At 58.0% G+C, this 17,505-nt stretch carries 11 protein-coding genes; all 11 read left to right on the top strand.

The genetic code is table 11. The features are described 5' to 3' along the window. Positions 1–40 precede the first annotated feature (40 nt). The gene (tssH, locus tag U5A08_RS16740; protein WP_321847526.1) at positions 41–2,683 is read left to right on the top strand and encodes a type VI secretion system ATPase TssH; all 2,643 of its coding nucleotides are present in this window, start codon (positions 41–43) and stop codon (positions 2,681–2,683) included. A 2-nt stretch (positions 2,684–2,685) separates the two neighbouring features. Continuing rightward, a complete protein-coding gene (locus U5A08_RS16735) occupies positions 2,686–5,418 on the top strand; it encodes a type VI secretion system Vgr family protein (RefSeq protein WP_321847524.1) in 2,733 nt (910 codons plus the stop codon). A 5-nt stretch (positions 5,419–5,423) separates the two neighbouring features. Beyond that, positions 5,424–6,197: a hypothetical protein gene (locus U5A08_RS16730; RefSeq protein WP_253396504.1), complete on the top strand. Its 774-nt coding sequence runs from the start codon at positions 5,424–5,426 to the stop codon at positions 6,195–6,197. Next, complete coding sequence (locus U5A08_RS16725; RefSeq protein ID WP_253396502.1) at positions 6,182–6,553, top strand: DUF7079 family protein; 372 nt, start codon at positions 6,182–6,184, stop codon at positions 6,551–6,553. The genes U5A08_RS16730 and U5A08_RS16725 overlap by 16 nt, the downstream gene beginning before the upstream one ends. Before the next feature lie 221 nt (positions 6,554–6,774). Continuing rightward, positions 6,775–8,811, top strand: a complete 2,037-nt coding sequence (locus U5A08_RS16720) for a lipase family protein (RefSeq protein WP_321847521.1) — start codon at positions 6,775–6,777, stop codon at positions 8,809–8,811. Next, entirely contained in the window at positions 8,804–9,874 is a 1,071-nt protein-coding gene (locus tag U5A08_RS16715) for a hypothetical protein (RefSeq protein ID WP_321847520.1), read from the top strand. Before U5A08_RS16720 ends, U5A08_RS16715 begins: the two co-directional genes overlap by 8 nt. Next, positions 9,874–10,965 carry a hypothetical protein gene (locus tag U5A08_RS16710; RefSeq protein WP_321847519.1) on the top strand — a complete coding sequence of 364 codons (1,092 nt, stop codon included), beginning with the start codon at positions 9,874–9,876 and terminating at the stop codon, positions 10,963–10,965. The genes U5A08_RS16715 and U5A08_RS16710 overlap by 1 nt, the downstream gene beginning before the upstream one ends. Before the next feature lie 169 nt (positions 10,966–11,134). Then, a complete protein-coding gene (locus tag U5A08_RS16705; protein ID WP_253396497.1) occupies positions 11,135–11,401 on the top strand; it encodes a PAAR domain-containing protein in 267 nt (88 codons plus the stop codon). A 2-nt stretch (positions 11,402–11,403) separates the two neighbouring features. Then, positions 11,404–12,564 carry a KPHS_23130 family T6SS system protein gene (locus U5A08_RS16700; RefSeq protein WP_321847518.1) on the top strand — a complete coding sequence of 387 codons (1,161 nt, stop codon included), beginning with the start codon at positions 11,404–11,406 and terminating at the stop codon, positions 12,562–12,564. A gap of 260 nt (positions 12,565–12,824) precedes the next feature. Next, a complete protein-coding gene (locus U5A08_RS16695) occupies positions 12,825–15,920 on the top strand; it encodes an ImcF-related family protein (RefSeq protein WP_425262806.1) in 3,096 nt (1,031 codons plus the stop codon). Further along, positions 15,917–17,503 (top strand): type VI secretion system protein TssA, encoded by a 1,587-nt coding sequence (gene tssA, locus U5A08_RS16690; RefSeq protein WP_321847516.1) that lies wholly within the window; start codon positions 15,917–15,919, stop codon positions 17,501–17,503. Before U5A08_RS16695 ends, tssA begins: the two co-directional genes overlap by 4 nt. Positions 17,504–17,505: the final 2 nt, after the last annotated feature.

Below are 17,505 nucleotides of genomic sequence, written 5' to 3'. Positions count from 1 at the left end.
ACGATGACACACCACCATCACCGAACAAGGATGTAACCGTATGGCCCAACATTCCACGCGCTTGCTTCGCCGTCTCAATCCTTATTGCACCCAGGCGTTGAGTGCAGCGGCAACTTTGTGCCAAAGCCGTGCCCACGCGCAGGTCACCATTGAACACTGGCTGCTCAAGTTGCTGGAGCAAGGCGAGGGCGACCTGACCCTTATCGCCCGTCGTTACGAATGGGATATGGATGCACTCTGGCGCGGCCTGATCGACCACCTCGACACCCTGCCGCGCAGCGTGCAAAACAAGCCACAGCTGTGCGGCAAGCTGCAACAACTGATCAAGAATGCTTGGCTGCTGGCATCCCTGGATGGCAATAACGAGATCCTGCGCTCGGCCCATTTGCTCGGTGCGCTGCTGGAAACTCCGAGCCTGCTGGTGTGCGACGCCACTTGGCCGCTGCTTAGTATCAGCGATGCCCAGTTACAGCGGTTATTGGTGTTGCTCGACCAGCATTCCGAAGAACGTGCGCAAGTGCAGCAAGAAGCGACACGGGACCACACTGAGCTGCCGGCTTTATCCGGCACCGATGAACCGGATGCCCTGAAAGTCATCTTGGACAAATTCACCCACGACGTTACTGCCAAGGCGCGGGCGGGACAGATCGACCCGGTGTTTGGCCGTGACGATGAGATCCGTCAGGTGATCGATATTCTCAGCCGTCGGCGCAAGAACAACCCGATCCTGGTGGGGGAGCCCGGTGTAGGCAAAACCGCTCTGGTTGAAGGTCTTGCGTTACGTATCGTAGAGGGCAATGTCCCCGACAGCCTCAAGCAGGTCGCCTTACGCACCCTTGACCTGGGTTTGTTGCAAGCGGGCGCCGGGGTCAAAGGCGAATTCGAACAACGCCTGAAAAACGTCATCGAGGCCGTGCAACTGTCGCCGCACCCGGTGCTGCTGTTTATCGATGAAGCCCACACTCTGATTGGCGCTGGTAACCAGGCGGGTGGTGCGGACGCCGCCAACTTGCTCAAGCCGGCCCTGGCGCGTGGCGAGTTGCGCACTGTCGCCGCCACGACTTGGGGTGAATACAAACAGTATTTTGAACGCGATGCCGCCTTGGAACGACGCTTCCAGATGGTCAAGGTCGACGAGCCGGACGACGCCAACGCCTGCCTGATGCTGCGCGGTCTCAAGGCGCGCTACGCCAGCCATCACGGCGTGCACATCCAGGACGCGGCGGTACAAGCCGCGGTGACTCTTTCACGACGCTACCTGACCGGCCGCGAACTCCCCGACAAAGCCATCGACCTGCTCGACACCGCCAGTGCACGGGCACGCATGAGCGTGGACTGCGAGCCGCAAGCACTGGTGCGCCTTAAGGCCCAGCAGACGGCCCTGGAGCTGGAGCGCCAGGCCCTGGAAGAAGACCAGCAACTGAGCGGCAGCCCCGCCAGCGAGCGCCTGGCGATCATCGACGCGCAGCACGCCGAGTTGCACCGCCAGCTAGTCGGGCTTGAGGCGCAATACCGCAACGAACTCGAGCTTACCCAGCAATTGCGCGATGCCCGTCAGGCAGAACCCGCACAAAGGGCCGTCTGCCTGCAATTGCAACAACAACTGAGCAACGCCCAGGGCAACCAGCCACTGCTGTCCCTCGACGTCGATGCGCGCAGTGTGGCCGAAGTCGTCGCTGACTGGACCGGCGTACCGCTGGGCAGCTTACTCAAGGACGAACAAGCCTGCCTGCTTGAGCTGGAATACCAACTGGGTGAGCAAGTGATCGGCCAGGACCTTGCGCTCAGGGCTTTGGCCCAGCGCCTACGCGCAGCTAGGACCGGCCTGACAGACGAAAAAGCGCCGCTGGGCGTATTTTTGCTGGTCGGCACTAGCGGCGTCGGCAAAACCGAAACGGCCCTGGCCGACACGCTGTTCGGCGGCGAAAAATCGCTGATCACCATTAACCTCTCGGAATATCAGGAAGCCCATACCGTCAGCCAGCTCAAAGGCTCACCTCCCGGCTACGTCGGTTACGGTCAGGGCGGCGTGCTCACCGAAGCCGTGCGTCAACGCCCCTACAGCGTGGTGCTGCTCGATGAAGTCGAGAAGGCACACCGCGACGTTCTCAATATTTTTTACCAGGTCTTTGATCGGGGCTGCATGCGCGATGGCGAAGGTCGGGAAATCGACTTTCGCAACACCGTCATCCTCATGACTTCCAATCTTGGCAGCGATGAACTTCAAACTGGCCTGCAAGAGTTCCCCGACGCATCCGACAGTACCTTGCACGCGTTGCTGCGCCCGATCCTGCGCGAACACTTCCAGCCAGCCTTATTGGCTCGTTTCCAAACCCTGATTTACCGCCCGCTTCAAGCCGATGCCCTCCAACGTATCGTCGCCATCAAACTTGCCCACGTTGCCAAGCGCTTGCAGCGTCATTACGGATTGGATTGTCAGGTCGACACTGCCCTCAACGAGGCGCTGGTTGCGGCGTGCCTGCTGCCCGACACAGGCGCGCGCAACATCGACAGCCTGCTCAATCAGCAGATTCTGCCGGTCCTCAGTCAGCAGTTGCTGCAACGCCAAGCCGCCCGGCAGAAAACCTTTGGCGTGACCTTGGGCTACAGCATTGAGGAAGGGATTGTCCTGCATTTTATCGACGCCCAAGACGCTGTTTCGCCCGTTGCGATGGAGGCCTGAACATGCTCAACCAACTGCGCAGCTTCTACGACCACAGCCGGCACACACTCAGCGTGCGTGACGTCGATGCACTGCTTGACGTCCTGGCCTTTGAGGGCAAAGAGGGACTGAGCCAACCGTTCACCTATCGCATAGAGTTCACCAGCACCGACGGCGATATCGCTGTCGAAAAGATGCTCGGTCAAAACGCCAGTTTTAGTTTGCATGGCGCCCCACAAAACGCGTCCATGCGTGGCTTTAACCTTCCTGCGAGCGGCCCATTGCGCACGCTTCACGGGGTAGTCACCGGTTTCAAACGCCTGTCCGGCTCCGCTGATGAAGCCCGCTACGAAATCACCCTGCAACCGCACCTGGCTCTACTCGGCCAAGGCAGACAATTTCGCATCTACCAGCATCAATCAGTGCCGCAGATCGTCGAAAGCATCCTGCGCAGCCGCCACGATTTTGAAGGCCAGGACTTCCTTTTCAGCCTGGTGCGTGAATACCCCAAACGCGAACAGGTCATGCAGTATGGCGAAAGCGATCTGGCCTTCATCTCGCGCCTGCTGGCCGACGTCGGCATCTGGTACCGCTTCACCAGCGACGAACGCCTGAACATCGACGTGGTGGAATTTCACGATGACCAGCGTCACTACCAGTTTGACGTGGCGTTGGCCTACCGCCCGCAATCCGGGCTCAGCAGCAGTGGGCAGGACGGTGTGTGGGCCCTGCAATCGAGCCACCAAGTGGTGGAACAGCACGTCAATATCCGCACCTACCAGCATCGCGTGGCCAACGCTCACCTGAACGGTGATATCGACCAAACCCGTGGCGCCAACGGCACCTATGGCGAGGCGTATCACTACGCCGAACCCTACACCGTCATGGGCGACCGCTACGCCCATGACGAGGACCTGCAAAGCGAAAGCGGATATTTTTACGCGCGCCTGCGTCACGAGCGTTACCTCAACGGCCAAACGCGACTCAACGGCGTCAGCAGTAGCGCCACCCTGGAGCCCGGCCAGGTCCTGAACATCTCTGGCGGCGCCCCACAGGCTTTCGCCCCCGGTGCGGTGATCACCCAACTGATCAGCCGCGCCGCTCGCGACGCCAGTTACGAAGTGACGTTTGAGGCCATTCCCTACTCGGAAACCGTGTGCTTTCGCCCGGAGCTGCAAGACAAACCGCAAATCGCCGGCACCGTCCCGGCCCGCGTCACCAGCCCGCAGGCCAACGACCCCTACGGGCACATCGACATCGAAGGGCGCTACAAGGTCAACTTCCTGTTCGACCGCGACACCTGGAAACCCGGCGAAGAAAGCCTCTGGCTACGCCTGGCCCGACCCTACGCCGGGGATACCCACGGCCTGCACTTGCCGTTGATCCCCGGCACTGAAGTCGCCATCGCCTTTGAGCAGGGCGACCCGGATCGGCCTTACATCGCCCACGCGTTGCATGACAGCCAGCACGTTGATCATGTGACTTTGCGCAATTACAAACGCAACGTGCTGCGTACTCCGGCGAATAACAAGCTTCGGATGGATGACACGCGGGGGCAGGAGCACGTGAAGCTGAGTACGGAGTATGGCGGTAAGAGTCAGCTGAATCTGGGGCATCTGGTGGATGCCCAGCGTAAAAAGCGTGGGGAAGGGTTTGAGTTGCGTACTGATGGGTGGGGGGCGATCCGTGGGGGGAAAGGTTTGTTTATCAGTGCGGACGAACAGGATCAAGTCCGAGGTAAACAACTGGATATGGCTGCCGCTATCGCGCAACTGGAGGGTGCGTTGTCATTGGCTCGCTCAATGGCACAAGCGGCCAGCAGTGGCCAAGTGAATCCCGGTGACACCGATAGCCAACTTGGCCTTCAGCAACGGCTCCAAGGGTTAGCGCAGCCCTGTATTCTGCTCCATGCCCCGGCGGGTATTGGCGTGCTCAGTCCAAGGGCCATATGCCTGTCTTCCGGAGGGGAGAGCGTGGGCATTATGGCCGCACGTAACACGGACATTAGCGCCGGGCACGACATCACCGCAACCGCTGAAGGTGGTGTGAGCGTATTTGCGCAACGTGCCGAGCTGCTACTCAAGGCGGCTCAAGGCAAAGTTGAACTGCACGCTCAGGGCAGTAACCTCCATGCGTTGGCAAAGACCGACGTTAAGATCGAAAGCATCGAAGGCCGTATAGAAATCAAGGCCCCGCAAGAACTGGTGCTCAACTGTGGCGGTGCCTATATCCGTTTAAAGGACGGCGATATAGAGCTGGGAGCACCTGGCAACATCTACCTAAAAGCTACCGATGTAAAAAAGTTTGGCAGCACCAGTCTCAATACTCCAGCGTCAGCGTTGCCGACGGGTTACGCGGCTAGCTACACCGTGAAAGACGCGGCCCAGGCAGCGTTGCGATTCAGCCGCTACCGGATAACCACTCAGCAAGGTGAAGTATTCAATGGAGTAACCGACAAGCATGGCAAGACGATGAGCGTTCATACCGCGTTGCCGGGGAACTTGAAAATCGAGCTGCCAGAGACTGAAAAGTGGATCAGCTTTTCTGCCCCGTCGAAATCAAATTATCAAGGCATAAAATGCACCGCGACCATGGATGATGGCGAGGTGTTGGAGGGCGAGTTTGATGGTGAAAACAAAGCAAGTTTTTATTCTTTTACGGGTAATGCTTGCGTCAAGTTCGAGGTGCAATGCCCGAAGCATCAAGAAGACTTACCTAGCACTGCAGACGAACTGCTACGAGAGCTAGGGGAGTAAATAATATGGATGCTTTTTACCAGAACTATATGGCTCGACAAGATCATCAGGTTGACGATGATACTTTGGAACGCGCTCTTGAAAGTTTTGAGGGGGCAGCGCTCAAGTTTTCTTCAGGCTTTATAAATGATGCGAAGCAGCGTGATAACTACAACAGCAATGTCAAGCGAGTCAAGGCGCAGGTGTTGGCGCAAGTCAATGCGGGGGAAGTGTCAATAAAGGAGGCTGCGGAATTCTGCTACGAAGCACGAAATAAAATCATGGCGGAAACCAGGCAGAAAACCTCAGTGCCCGGACGGGCTATTGCAGAGAAAAGGAAGGTTGTTTCTCCGGATTTAGAAAAGCTATTGGACGAAAAAGCCGGCAAAAAATTTGGTAAAAGCTTTGCGGCGCTCAATGCTGAGCAAAAAAATGCCATGTATTACGAAATCGTAGAGTCTTCGGCGAGGCCTAACACGGGATTTAATACTTTAAATCGAGTGTTAAAAATCTCTGGTAAGGTTTTGATTGTCGTGACGGTCGCTTATGCAACCTACGAGATCGCGAATGCAGAGAATAAGCAGAAAGAGTTGATCAAGCAGGGTATTGCGATAAGCGGTGGTTTTGCAGGAACTACCTTGGCGAGTTTTGCCGTCTCTACCGTATGCGGGCCCGGCGCGCCGTTTTGTGCGATCGGTTTAATGCTGGCGGGCGGGATTGCCTCTGGCTGGGCGGCCTCGAAACTAGCGGACTCCCTCGACGATGAAATAGAAGAGTTTACTAAATGGAAAGTCAATTAGATCAGCATCAACTCTGGTCTGCACTCTCTGATTTGTTTGTAGATACCAATGTTGACTACAAGCACATTGCAGGGGTGGCAAAGAATTACTCCGTTGAGGAGATTGAGTTTGCTTTGTTTGAGAGAGTGGCTCCTGTATGCGTCAGTAATATGCTGGCGCCAGTGCCACCTGTTTGCTGGTATTTCGATAAGGAGCAGTTGGTGGCTGATATTGAATCCTTGGTCAAGAAGAGGGGCGAGCAGGGGAGGGTCGGTAAATGTCTATCTGGTGTGATGGGGCGATTAATACGGATTGTTAGTGCGAAAGTGTGGGCCGAGCTAAAGGCTGAAATCGAAAGGGTCAAAAGTGAGGCGTGATGCGAATTTGAGAGCTTTAAGTGTTGTCGGGTATAAGTCGCGACCAGGTATTGTTTTGGTTGGGCAGTCGGAGTGGCGGTTTTTTTGTTATTCGGGATATTAATTTTTATTAATGGGTTTTTAGGCCGAAGTGGTGTGTTGTGAAGTTTGGGGTTGATTACCCCGATTGACTCAATTGACCGGGTGATTGCTCAGGAAACATTAATTTTTTAAGGGGTTATATGAACGATCCAATGCACCGCACGGATACCCTCAATCCGAGCAAGGATTTCATCGGAGGGAAACAGAAACAGCATTGGATAGAACTCCAGTTGCTGGACGAGCAGGGTGACCCCCTGGCGAATCTGCCCTATCGTGTACGTAATGAGGCCACACGCGAGGGCTTTATGCCTGAGTTCGTGGGGCGTAGTGATGCCGAGGGTGTGATTCGCATCGACGGCCTGCACCCGTTGCCCATTACCCTGCTGATGGGTGCCGATTCTTTAGCCGAGCAACTGCAAACCCGGCGCTTGCGCGCCGAACGTGCGGAGCCGCCCCGACCGGGTGTTGGGGAGCGCACACCGATGTATGGCCCGCAACGCTCGGGTTTCTCGCCTATCGAGAAGCAGGCGCTCGCTGCCGGGCATGGCTATCACTATCTGCGTGTCGGCCAGTTATGCGACAAATTGCCGACCCTTCACCCACCCGTGTCGGACCCAAAGCGGCCACCTACCTTTCACTTTCCAGACCCGAATTATCGTGGCTTCACCGTCAGTGGCGATGAACTGGACCGTCGTCATGTGCTGGAAGTCTGCCCATTTCGCGCCTGGTCTCTGATGTTGCATCACCAGTCTGGGTACAGCCTGGTCAATGCCTACAACCTGGGGTTGATGAGTATTCTGGCGTATAGCACGCGGGATGAACGCGAACTGGGTTCCGTCAACGAGTTTTTCGAGCAGCAATGCCTGGATTTGTCACGTACACCTCGGGTTTGGGATAACGGCCAGGCATGGCCATGTGTGGTGGTTGATGTGCCTTTCAGTGATCGTTATTTGACGATCAAAGCCTTGGATACCGCTAAGGCAGACGTGCCGGAAGGTCATACCCAGTTGTTTTACGCTATCAGTGTTTCCCAAGTGTTGGTGGCTTGGCGTGGCACTGAGATGGAAGGGCTTGCTGACCTCATCACCGATGCGACCTTTCGTCCTGTGAAACCGGAGATCGCTGCGGTTTGCGAGCCTAAGGTTCCTTGCCCTGACCTTACTGCTGTGGGCAGTGTGCACCTTGGCTTTCGCGATGCATTTGAGGTAGCGAGAAGAGTTTTTGATACTGATTTTGGCAAGACGATTCTTGGTGGTGTTCGCGATAAAAAATTGTTCATCTGCGGCCATAGCCTGGGCGGCGCCCTCGGCCTCATCCACGCGGCCTCGCTGAAAAACCATAACCCCCTGCTCTACACCTACGGCATGCCCCGCACCTTCACCCTCCACGCCGTACAGTTTTTGGGCGACTTATGGCACTTTCGCCATGTCAATGACATGGACGCCATTCCTCGCGTCCCCCCCGAGGCCGCGTTGGACAATTACCTATATGACGCCTATGGCCCTGTCGGCCTGCTCGCCGGGTTTAGTTGGTCGCTACGTCAAGCCGTCTCCAGCGCAGTATTCAAACATGAAGACCCGTTCAGCCATCACGGTGAGATCGCCATGTTTTTCCGGGCCGAGCAACACCAGCAACAGGAGATCACACCATACCCCGCTTACCGCAAACCCGATGGCACGCCTTATCGCAGCACTATCGCCTACGAACTGCCGGAAAAAGCCAAGCTGTATTTGGTCCCCAGCCTGAGCGAGGACGGTGACCAGCAGGTCGAGCAGGCCACGCAGTGTCTGAACACATCGCTGAACGCCGAAAGCCGGGCCCGGTTCTTCCCTCGCTACAGCAACCCGGCGACGGGTCGAATGCCGCGTATTGGCGATCACTTCATGTCGCAATACCAACCCTATATCCATAACCAATTACTGGAATCGATTGATGCAGAGCGCGATCCGTTGCTGGAGCGACAGGTCCAACGGCGCAAGTTCGAACAACAGCTAAAGGATTACTACGGGAGCATTCACGAGGACGAACTGGCTCGCAATCGCGTGTTCCTCGACTTACAGCGCCTGGTAGACCAAGCCCTGCATATCACCCAGCAAGTAGCAGGTGGCGCCGAGGCGCTGCAGCGCTTTAACGCCATTGCCGACCCAAAAGCTTATTACGAGAAAACCTATGGTTAAGCCTATTCACACGCGAAAGGACGAAATCCGGTTCCTCCGCCTGCTCACGGTTGTGTGCGCGATGTTTTTCAGTCTCAGTGGATGCCGTCAGGACCACAGCCTGGCCCCGCCTGCTAACAGCGAAAAAATAACCGTCACCGTGAAACTGCCCAAGGAGCTGAAAACCGAAACTATGTGGGTGATGTATCGCTCACCCATTTGTAAGCGTGTCGACTACGGCGCCAGCGGCCAGCGCACTGAACGGGATGGTCATCACTCGGTTTACAAGGAACTGGAGCGCCAGGGGCAGAGTGATCTCTACCAAGTGGAACTACCGAAAGATGGCGGTGGCGCGTGCCGCTGGCATTTGGCGAATGTGACCTTTGGCGTGGTTTATGCCGATCCGACGCGTTTTGGCGAGAATGTGACCTCTGGGGGAGGCGGGGGCGTGGTTGTGATATTTGACTACAACGACTCGCCACGGGGTGGGGCTGATATCAAGGTTGAAGGCGATCTGACGATCAAGAAGGATTACTACCCTTGGGTCGATGAAGAGTTTTTGGGGCCTTACAAAAAAACTGTGGGCTTGGCCGGCGAGGGCAGCATTTACCTCAGTTACCAAGCATTACAGGCGCGGCAGGTATATTTCGAACCAGTCATACATTCCGATTTCATAGTTTATTCGGCGGGGCCAAAGGAAAAAAAGGAGGGAAACCACACCGCTTTCACCTATCCCGATGGTAGTGTCGTGGCAGATGGTCAATCGACGCCAGACTTCTGGAAACTACAAAGCCTGCGCACAGGACGTGCTCGCGAATGTTTATCGGTTTGGCAATACGAAAAATGCCCGGACCGTCGCCCACAACTATTACCTGAGTGGCTGCCTTCACCTGACAAACCTGATTTAGGGCACTACCTCATTGTGGATGAATGGGGTAATGCCCTGCCCGTGTATGACTATCGATTGGTCGGTGCTGACGGGCGGATATTTCTAGAAAAAACGACCAGTGATGGGCTCACGCAACCGCTGCCGATCAGCGCCCACCCCTTGCGCGAAGTCGAGTTCCCTGTGTGGAGGTGGTGATGTCGTCTATGCAGCATTCAGTTGTCGACCCCGTTGATGTCGCCAAGAACATGCGCATGTTCCACCGCATGTCTATGGTTGTGTGCGCGATGTTTTTCAGTCTCAGTGGATGCCGTCAGGACCACAGCCTGGCCCCGCCTGCTAACAGCGAAAAAATAACCGTCACCGTGAAACTGCCCAAGGAGCTGAAAAGCGAAACCATGTGGGTGATGTATCGCTCGCCCATTTGTAAGCGTGTCGACTACGGCGCCAGCGGCCAGCGCACTGAACGGGATGGTCATCACTCGGTTTACAAGGAACTGGAGCGCCAGGGGCAGAGTGATCTCTACCAAGTGGAACTACCGAAAGATGGCGGTGGCGCGTGCCGCTGGCATTTGGCGAATGTGACCTTTGGCGTGGTTTATGCCGATCCGACGCGTTTTGGCGAGAATGTGACCTCTGGGGGAGGCGGGGGCGTGGTTGTGATATTTGACTACAACGACTCGCCACGGGGTGGGGCGGATATCAAAGTTGACGGAGATTTGACGATTAAGAAGGAATATTTCCCTTGGATAAAAGAAGCTTTTTTGGGTGGATATAACAAGCGTATTAGTCTTGTAGGTGAGGGTGATACCTATCTCATGTATCAAGCGCCACAAGCTCGCCGGGTCTATTTCGAACCCATCCTGCATTCGGACTTCGCGGTTTACTCCACGCAACCAAAGGAAAAAAAAGAGGGTAACCACACCAAATTCACCTATCCCGACGGGAGTGTCGTGGCAGAACGTCAATCACAGCCAGACTTCTGGAAACTACAAAGCCTGCGGACAGGACGTGCTCGCGAATGTTTATCGGTTTGGCAATACGAAAAATGCCCGGACCGTCGCCCACAACTATTACCTGAGTGGCTGCCTTCACCTGACAAACCTGATTTCGGTCACTACCTCATTGTGGATGAATGGGGTAATGCCTTGCCGGTGTATGACTATCGATTGGTCGGTGCTGACGGGCGGATATTCCGGGAAAGTACGACCAGTGATGGGCTAACGCAACCCTTGCCGATCAGCGCCCACCCCTTGCGTGAAGTCGAGTTTCCAGTATGGCGATGGTGATCTTGCTCATACAAATTCGGTATCGCAAATTCTGAGTTCAAGTGAGTTTTTGCTCATTTAAACGTAGCGAGCCAATGACTGCTAATTGATTGCGTTATCCGATTTAAGCATTGCAGAAAACTCGAGTGCATGGGGCGCCCGAGTACATGACCCATGGAGCGAGAAGTTTATGTCCCAAGGATTTGTTTTATTGGGTGATAAAACCACCCATGGTGGAGAAGTGATATCGGCCTCATCCACGATGATCGTAAATGGCAAGCGAGTAGCACTGGTCGGAGACGAAGTTAGTTGCCCGCTGCCGGGGCATGGCATCAACAAGATTGTTGATGGCTGTCCGGACTGGTCTGAGGGTGATCGGGCGATGGTGGTCAACGGCTGCCGCTGTGAGTGCGATTGCCAGGTGATTTCCAGCGCTCCTGATTGCGGGGTGGGTTAGTCATGGGCTGGGATCGTCAGGCACCTCATGTGGTGGGCGCTCCAAAACCGCCGGTGCTGGGTCGTTGGCTATTGGCGGCACTCATGGCGGTGCTGGTCTGTGTGCTGCTGTTTTTGCTGCATGCCTCCGAACGGATGCCGTTACTGAGTACGCTCAACATTTGGGCATTGTCCGCTTCGCCATTGGTGGTCTGGATCCTGGCGTTCGCTGCGCGTGCCCATGCCTATGGGACTGCGCTGAGCCATTGCCAGTTTCTGGAGGAGGAGGCGCATAGTTCGCAGCGTTCCTGGCAGGGTTGGGCTCTGCGCCACCTGGCAGTGTCTGCCAGTTGTGTGCTGCTGCCTGATCAGGTGTCTGCGAGCGTATTAACTCAGGGTTCCTTTGATTTGCTTCCCCGCACAGGGCAAGCACGGCGTATTGCGGCTTTGCCTGTAGCGCCGGAACGTGATCAAGCCGGATTGCAGATGTTGATTCAGGCATTGGTGCCGGCACTGCATGCGTTACCGACGGGGCAAGAACTGCACGTCACACTGCTGAGTGATGTTGATCCCAGCGAATATGAAGCCTTGCGCGATGCCTGGCAGCAGACCTGGACCATCACGGTGAGCCGACCGCTACCTGCAACGCTCACCTTGGCTAGCGAATTGTCGTACTGGTGGATCGATGAAACGTTGAAGGCCGCCACCGCAGCCATTGAGTTGATTCTGGTGCTCCAGGTGCACGGTGATGACTCGTACTCCGACGGGCTTGCCGCCTTGCTGCTATGCCCGGACAGCCTGGCAATCGTCTTGGAGCTACCGATCACGGCTGGTTTGTTGCGGCCAATGCCATTGGATATCGACGCGCTGGACAGCGAGTTACCGTTGTTTCTGCAAACCCAAGTGAGCGCTTGCCGAGCAACCGGCATGTTGGTCGACGCCACCGACTGGCAGCCACTGACCGGAAAAATACTTGCCGTAGCAGCCGCCCATGGTGCTTCGCTCAAGGCGGAGCAGCAGTGGATTCAGGAAAGTCTGTGCGGGCTATCGGGCCCGCTCGGTCACTGGCTAGTAACTGCGCTGGGTGTGGAAATATCCCGGCGTCAGCGTGAGCCTTTGTTGGTATTGGCACGAGAAGAATCGCAGCACTGGATGAGCACTATTACCACGGGAGAGTTGGCATGAACGTTTGGAGTAACTCATGGCGCCGCGCGGGGGCAGCAGTGTGGATCATTACGCTGCTAGCCGCGCTGGGCTGGGTGATCTGGCGTTATGGCGATCAGGTCGGGCTAGCTGAGAATCACCACAAGCTGTTGGTTTTTCTGCTGATTATCACCATTGCAATGGTGGGCTTTCTGGCACCTCGGTTGTTAGTGCATCTCAAACGTCAAAACCACCGCGAGCAGGGGCGGGCGGATAAGGTCTATCCCCCGGCAGACTCACAGATGGTTATGCCTCGCCAACCGATTGCTCACCTATCAGAGCTGCGCGAGCACCTACACGACACCTACGGCCTCTTCTGGCGCCGCAAAATTCGCCTGTTTCTCATCATCGGCGAACCCACCGAAATCGAAGCCATCGCCCCAGCCCTGGCCGATCAGCAATGGCTCGAAGGCCAAGGCACGGTCCTGTTGTGGGGTGGCAGTGCCCAGGCCGCGCTGGATCAGTCATTCCCTAAGCACTGGCGTGGGCTGAGCCGCTGGCGTGCGCTGGACGGGGTGGTTTGGGCGCTGAACAAAACCCAGGCCGCCGACGATGCCGCGATGGGTAAAGGTGTACGCCAGGTGCAGCGCCTTGCCCGTGACCTACACTGGCAGTTGCCGTTGTACCTGTGGCAGGTCTGCGACAGTACATGGCCGCAGGACACGCACAAGGCGCAGCCGGTGGGCTGCCGGTTGCCCGAGCGCTTCACGGCGGCGGCAGTGGAAACCGCCCTGACGCGTTTGCTGGAGCCTTTGCGGCGCGAGGGCTTGGCGCAGATGAACGGTGTGATGAAGCATGACTTCCTGCTTCGCCTGTCCCGCGATTTAAAGAGCGAAGGCATCGCCCGCTGGCGTCATACGCTGACGCCCCTAGGCAGCGATTTTGCTCGTGGTGTGCCGTTGCGTGGATTGTGGTTCAGCCTGCCGGTACAGCGCTCGCCGCATGACAAACAACAGGAATGGTCGGTCGCCCCGGTGTGGCACGGCGTACTCGGCGATAACGCCAGTGGCCGCCGGCTGGGCTGGAGCGTGCCGCGCGCTGGCTTTGCGCTGGTGTTGGGTTTGGCGACGTTATGGGGCGCCGGATTGTTGCTGTCGTTTGTCAGCAACCGTGCGCAAATCGCCCAGGTGCAAAGTTCGTTGGCGGCATTGCAGCAGTCGGGCAGTAACGACGAGCAACTCAGCGCACTCAACGATCTGATGCGCGAACTGGCGCGCCTGGATTACCGCGCCGAACACGGCGCTCCGTGGTACCAACGCTTCGGCCTGAATCAAACCCCAGCGCTGCTTGAAACGGTGTGGCCACGCTACGTCGACGCCAACAACCGCCTGATCCGCGACCCGGCCGCCGCCGCTTTACGCCAGCAGCTCACGGCCCTGGTCAAGCTGGCCCCGGACAATCCCGAGCGCGCCGAACGCGCCCGCGGGGCCTACGACCAGCTCAAGGCCTACCTGATGATGGCGCGCCCGCAAAAAGCCGATGCCACGTTCCTGACCAAAGCCCTGGGCAACGCCGAACCGGTGCGCGACGGTGTATCGCCGGGACTTTGGCAAAGCCTGGCGCCTAACCTGTGGCAGTTCTATGGCGAGCACTTGGCGGCGCACCCGGCCTGGGCGATCAACGCTGACCCGAGGCCGGTTGCTCAGGCCCGACAGGTTCTGCTTGGGCTGTTGGGCCAGCGCAATGCCGAAACCAGTCTTTACCAGCAGGTCCTCGACACAGCGGCCAATCAATACCCAGCGCTAAGCGTGCAAAACATGGTGGGTGAAACCGATGTTCTGGCGCTGTTCTACACCGAAGCCAGTGTGCCGGGCGTGTTCACGCGCCAGGCCTGGGAGGGCCAGGTGCGCCAAGCCATCGATGCGATCGCCGACGCGCGTCGCGAAGAAATCGACTGGGTGCTCAGCGATAACCAGAGCGATATTGCCGCCGAGCTGACCCCGGATGAACTCAGAGAGCGGCTTACCGAGCGTTACTTCCAGGATTACGCCAGTGCCTGGCTGGGCTTTCTCAACAGCCTGCGCTGGAACCCCGCCAATACCTTGGCCGATGCGATCGACCAACTCACTCTGATGGCTGATGTGCGCCAATCGCCGCTGATTGCCCTGATGAACACGCTGGCCTATCAAGGGCAGGCCGGCACTCGCAACCAGGCCCTGGCCGACTCGTTGATACAGTCCGCGCAAAAGCTGATCGCCAAGGACAATGGGCCGATGATTGATCAACTGGCACAAACGCCGCGCAGTCCGCTGGAGGCGACTTTCGGGCCGTTATTGAGCCTGCTCGGCAAAGACCCCGAGGCCAGGGCCGACAATGACCGCTTGAGCCTGCAGGCGTTCCTGACCCGCGTCACCAGGCTGCGCCTGAAATTGCAGCAAGTCAGCAATGCGCCTGATCCGCAGGAAATGACCCAAGCCCTGGCGCAAACAGTGTTTCAAGGCAAGAGCGTCGACCTGACAGACACGCAGTCCTACGCCAGCCTGATTGCGGCCAGCCTGGGAGCAGAGTGGAATAGGGTCGGCCATACGCTTTTTGTGCAGCCTTTAGATGAAGCGTGGCAACGGGTGTTGCAACCCTCGGCTGCCGGGCTCAATAGTCAGTGGCAACGCTCAATCGTTGGTGATTGGCAGAGTGCTTTCGCTGGGCGCTACCCCTTTGCGCAAACCGTCAGCGATTCCTCGTTGCCGATGCTGGGGCAGATGATTCGCGCCGACTCCGGGCGTATCGAGCAGTTTTTACGCAGCCAACTGAGCGGTGTGCTGCGCAAGGAAGGCAGCCGCTGGGTCGCCGACCCGCGCCATAGCCAGGGGTTGCGGATTAATCCGCAGTTTCTGGCGGCGATTAACCAACTGAGCCATCTGGCCGACGTGATCTATACCGACGGCGGCATGGGTTTGAGCTTCGAGCTTCAAGGCAAACCGGTGCGAGATGTCGTGCAAACCACCTTCATCCTCAATGGCGAACACCATCAGTATTTCAACCAGAAAGAGCGTTGGCAGCGTTTCAATTGGCCAGGGCGCGGTGACCATCCGGGCGCCAGCCTGAGCTGGACCAGTATCCATACGGGCGAGCGCCTGTTCGGTGATTACCAGGGGACTTGGGGCCTGATCCGCTTGCTGGAAAAAGCTCGAATCACCGCCCTGGACGACGGCGATAGCCGCTACCGCATGGTCCTCAAGGCCCCCGATGGTTTGAACCTGACGTGGAACCTGCGTACCGAACTGGGCGCGGGGCCTTTGGCCTTGCTCAAGCTGCGTCACTTCACGTTGCCACCACAGATCTTCCTCACCCAGGGCACCGCGCAAGTGCCGTATGCGCAGAACGGGGTTTTTGAATGAGCCTGTACACCTTGATCACCCATTGCCTGGGCGAGCGCGACCCCGTAGCTCTGGCCAGAAGCCAAGCCGAGCGCTGGCAGACGTGGCTTCAACCGATCAGCGCAGACTCGCCTGTCGGCGAAGACCCAGGCTATGACGATGACTTCCAGCGCATGCGCGAGGAGGTCAACAAGCTCTCCGGTGCGAATGCCGAACGGGTGGTTCAACTGGCAGAACAGCTGCTGATCCACACCTGCAAAGACCTGCGCGTCGCTACGTATTACCTGTGGGCACGCGTGCAGAAGGACGGCGAGGCCGGGTTGGCGGATGGGCTCGGTTTGCTCGCCGCGCTGGTGGAACGTTTCGCCGCCGATGTGCTGCCGTCGCGGCCCAATAGCCGCAAGATGGCGCTGGAATGGCTGGCCGGCGGCAAGGTGCTGGACAGTTTGTCGCTGTACCCCGAAGTGGTGCGCAGCGAAGCCGAGCGCACGGTGGCGGCGCTGGCCTGGCTGGAGCGTGGGCTTGAGGCTTGGCCGCAGGATCAGCGCCCGGCACTCGGTGCGCTGTACGGCGCGTTGTCCACTCGATTGACGCAGTCCGGAGGGGTTGACGCGCTCGTGCCGCAGCATAGCGCCAGTCACGAATCGACTGTGCAGACGGCGGCGCCGAGCGCCACGGGCATCAAGTCCGGGCGCGACCTGCTGGACAGTGGCAGGGCGTTGGCAGGTTATCTACGCGAGCAGCCCCAGGGCTGGCTGGCGGCGCATCGGCTGATGAAAAGTTTGCGTTGGGACACGGTACACCAGGTGCCGCTGGAGGAAACCAGCGGCAATACGCGGCTGGCGTCTCCCCGGGGTGATTATCGGGCGCAGCTCAAGCGCCTTTACCTGCAACAACGCTGGGCTGAATTACTCGATCAGGTCGAACGAATGTACGCCGAGAGCGTGAACCACTTCTGGCTGGATTTGCAGTGGTACTTGTACCAGGCGCTGAGCAAACAACCCGCACCACATGACGGCTGGGCGGACATCATCAAGCGTGACTTGGGCATGTTCCTCGAACGCTTGCCGGGGCTGGAACTGTTGCACTGGAACGACGGCACGCCCTTCGCCGATGAGACAACCCGCGACTGGATCACCCAGCACGTCAGTGGCAACCGCACGCAGCAATGGCTACCGGCACCGAAGGCGGTGCTGACCACGAGCGATGCCGAGATATTGTCGCTGGAGGACGAGGCGGTGGCCCAGGCCGACAGAGAGGGCGTGGACGTGGCGCTCGGTTGGCTGGTGGCCCGGCCGGGCGTGCAGACCGGGCGCCAACGCTGGCTGCTGCGCCTGCTGATGGCGCGTGTCGCCGAGCAATACGGCAAGGGCGACTTGGCCCTGCACGTATTGGCCGAACTGGACGCTACCGCGCAGCACCACGCGCTGGCGGACTGGGAGCCGGAGCTGAATTTCGAGGTCAAGGCCCGGCTGCTCAAGCTCTTGCGTCTAAAAGCGCAGCGCACCGATGCAGACAAACCCACGCTCGCCCGGCGCACCGAAGCGCTGTTGGCGGCGTTGGTCGCCATCGACCCGGTACGCGCCGCCGTGCTCTGCGGCTAACC

Origin of the sequence: Pseudomonas paraveronii, assembly GCF_963681955.1 — a bacterium.
GTDB lineage: Bacteria > Pseudomonadota > Gammaproteobacteria > Pseudomonadales > Pseudomonadaceae > Aquipseudomonas > Aquipseudomonas paraveronii.
Note: the sequence above shows the minus strand (reverse complement) of the source record. Positions and strands in the feature narration are given on the sequence as shown.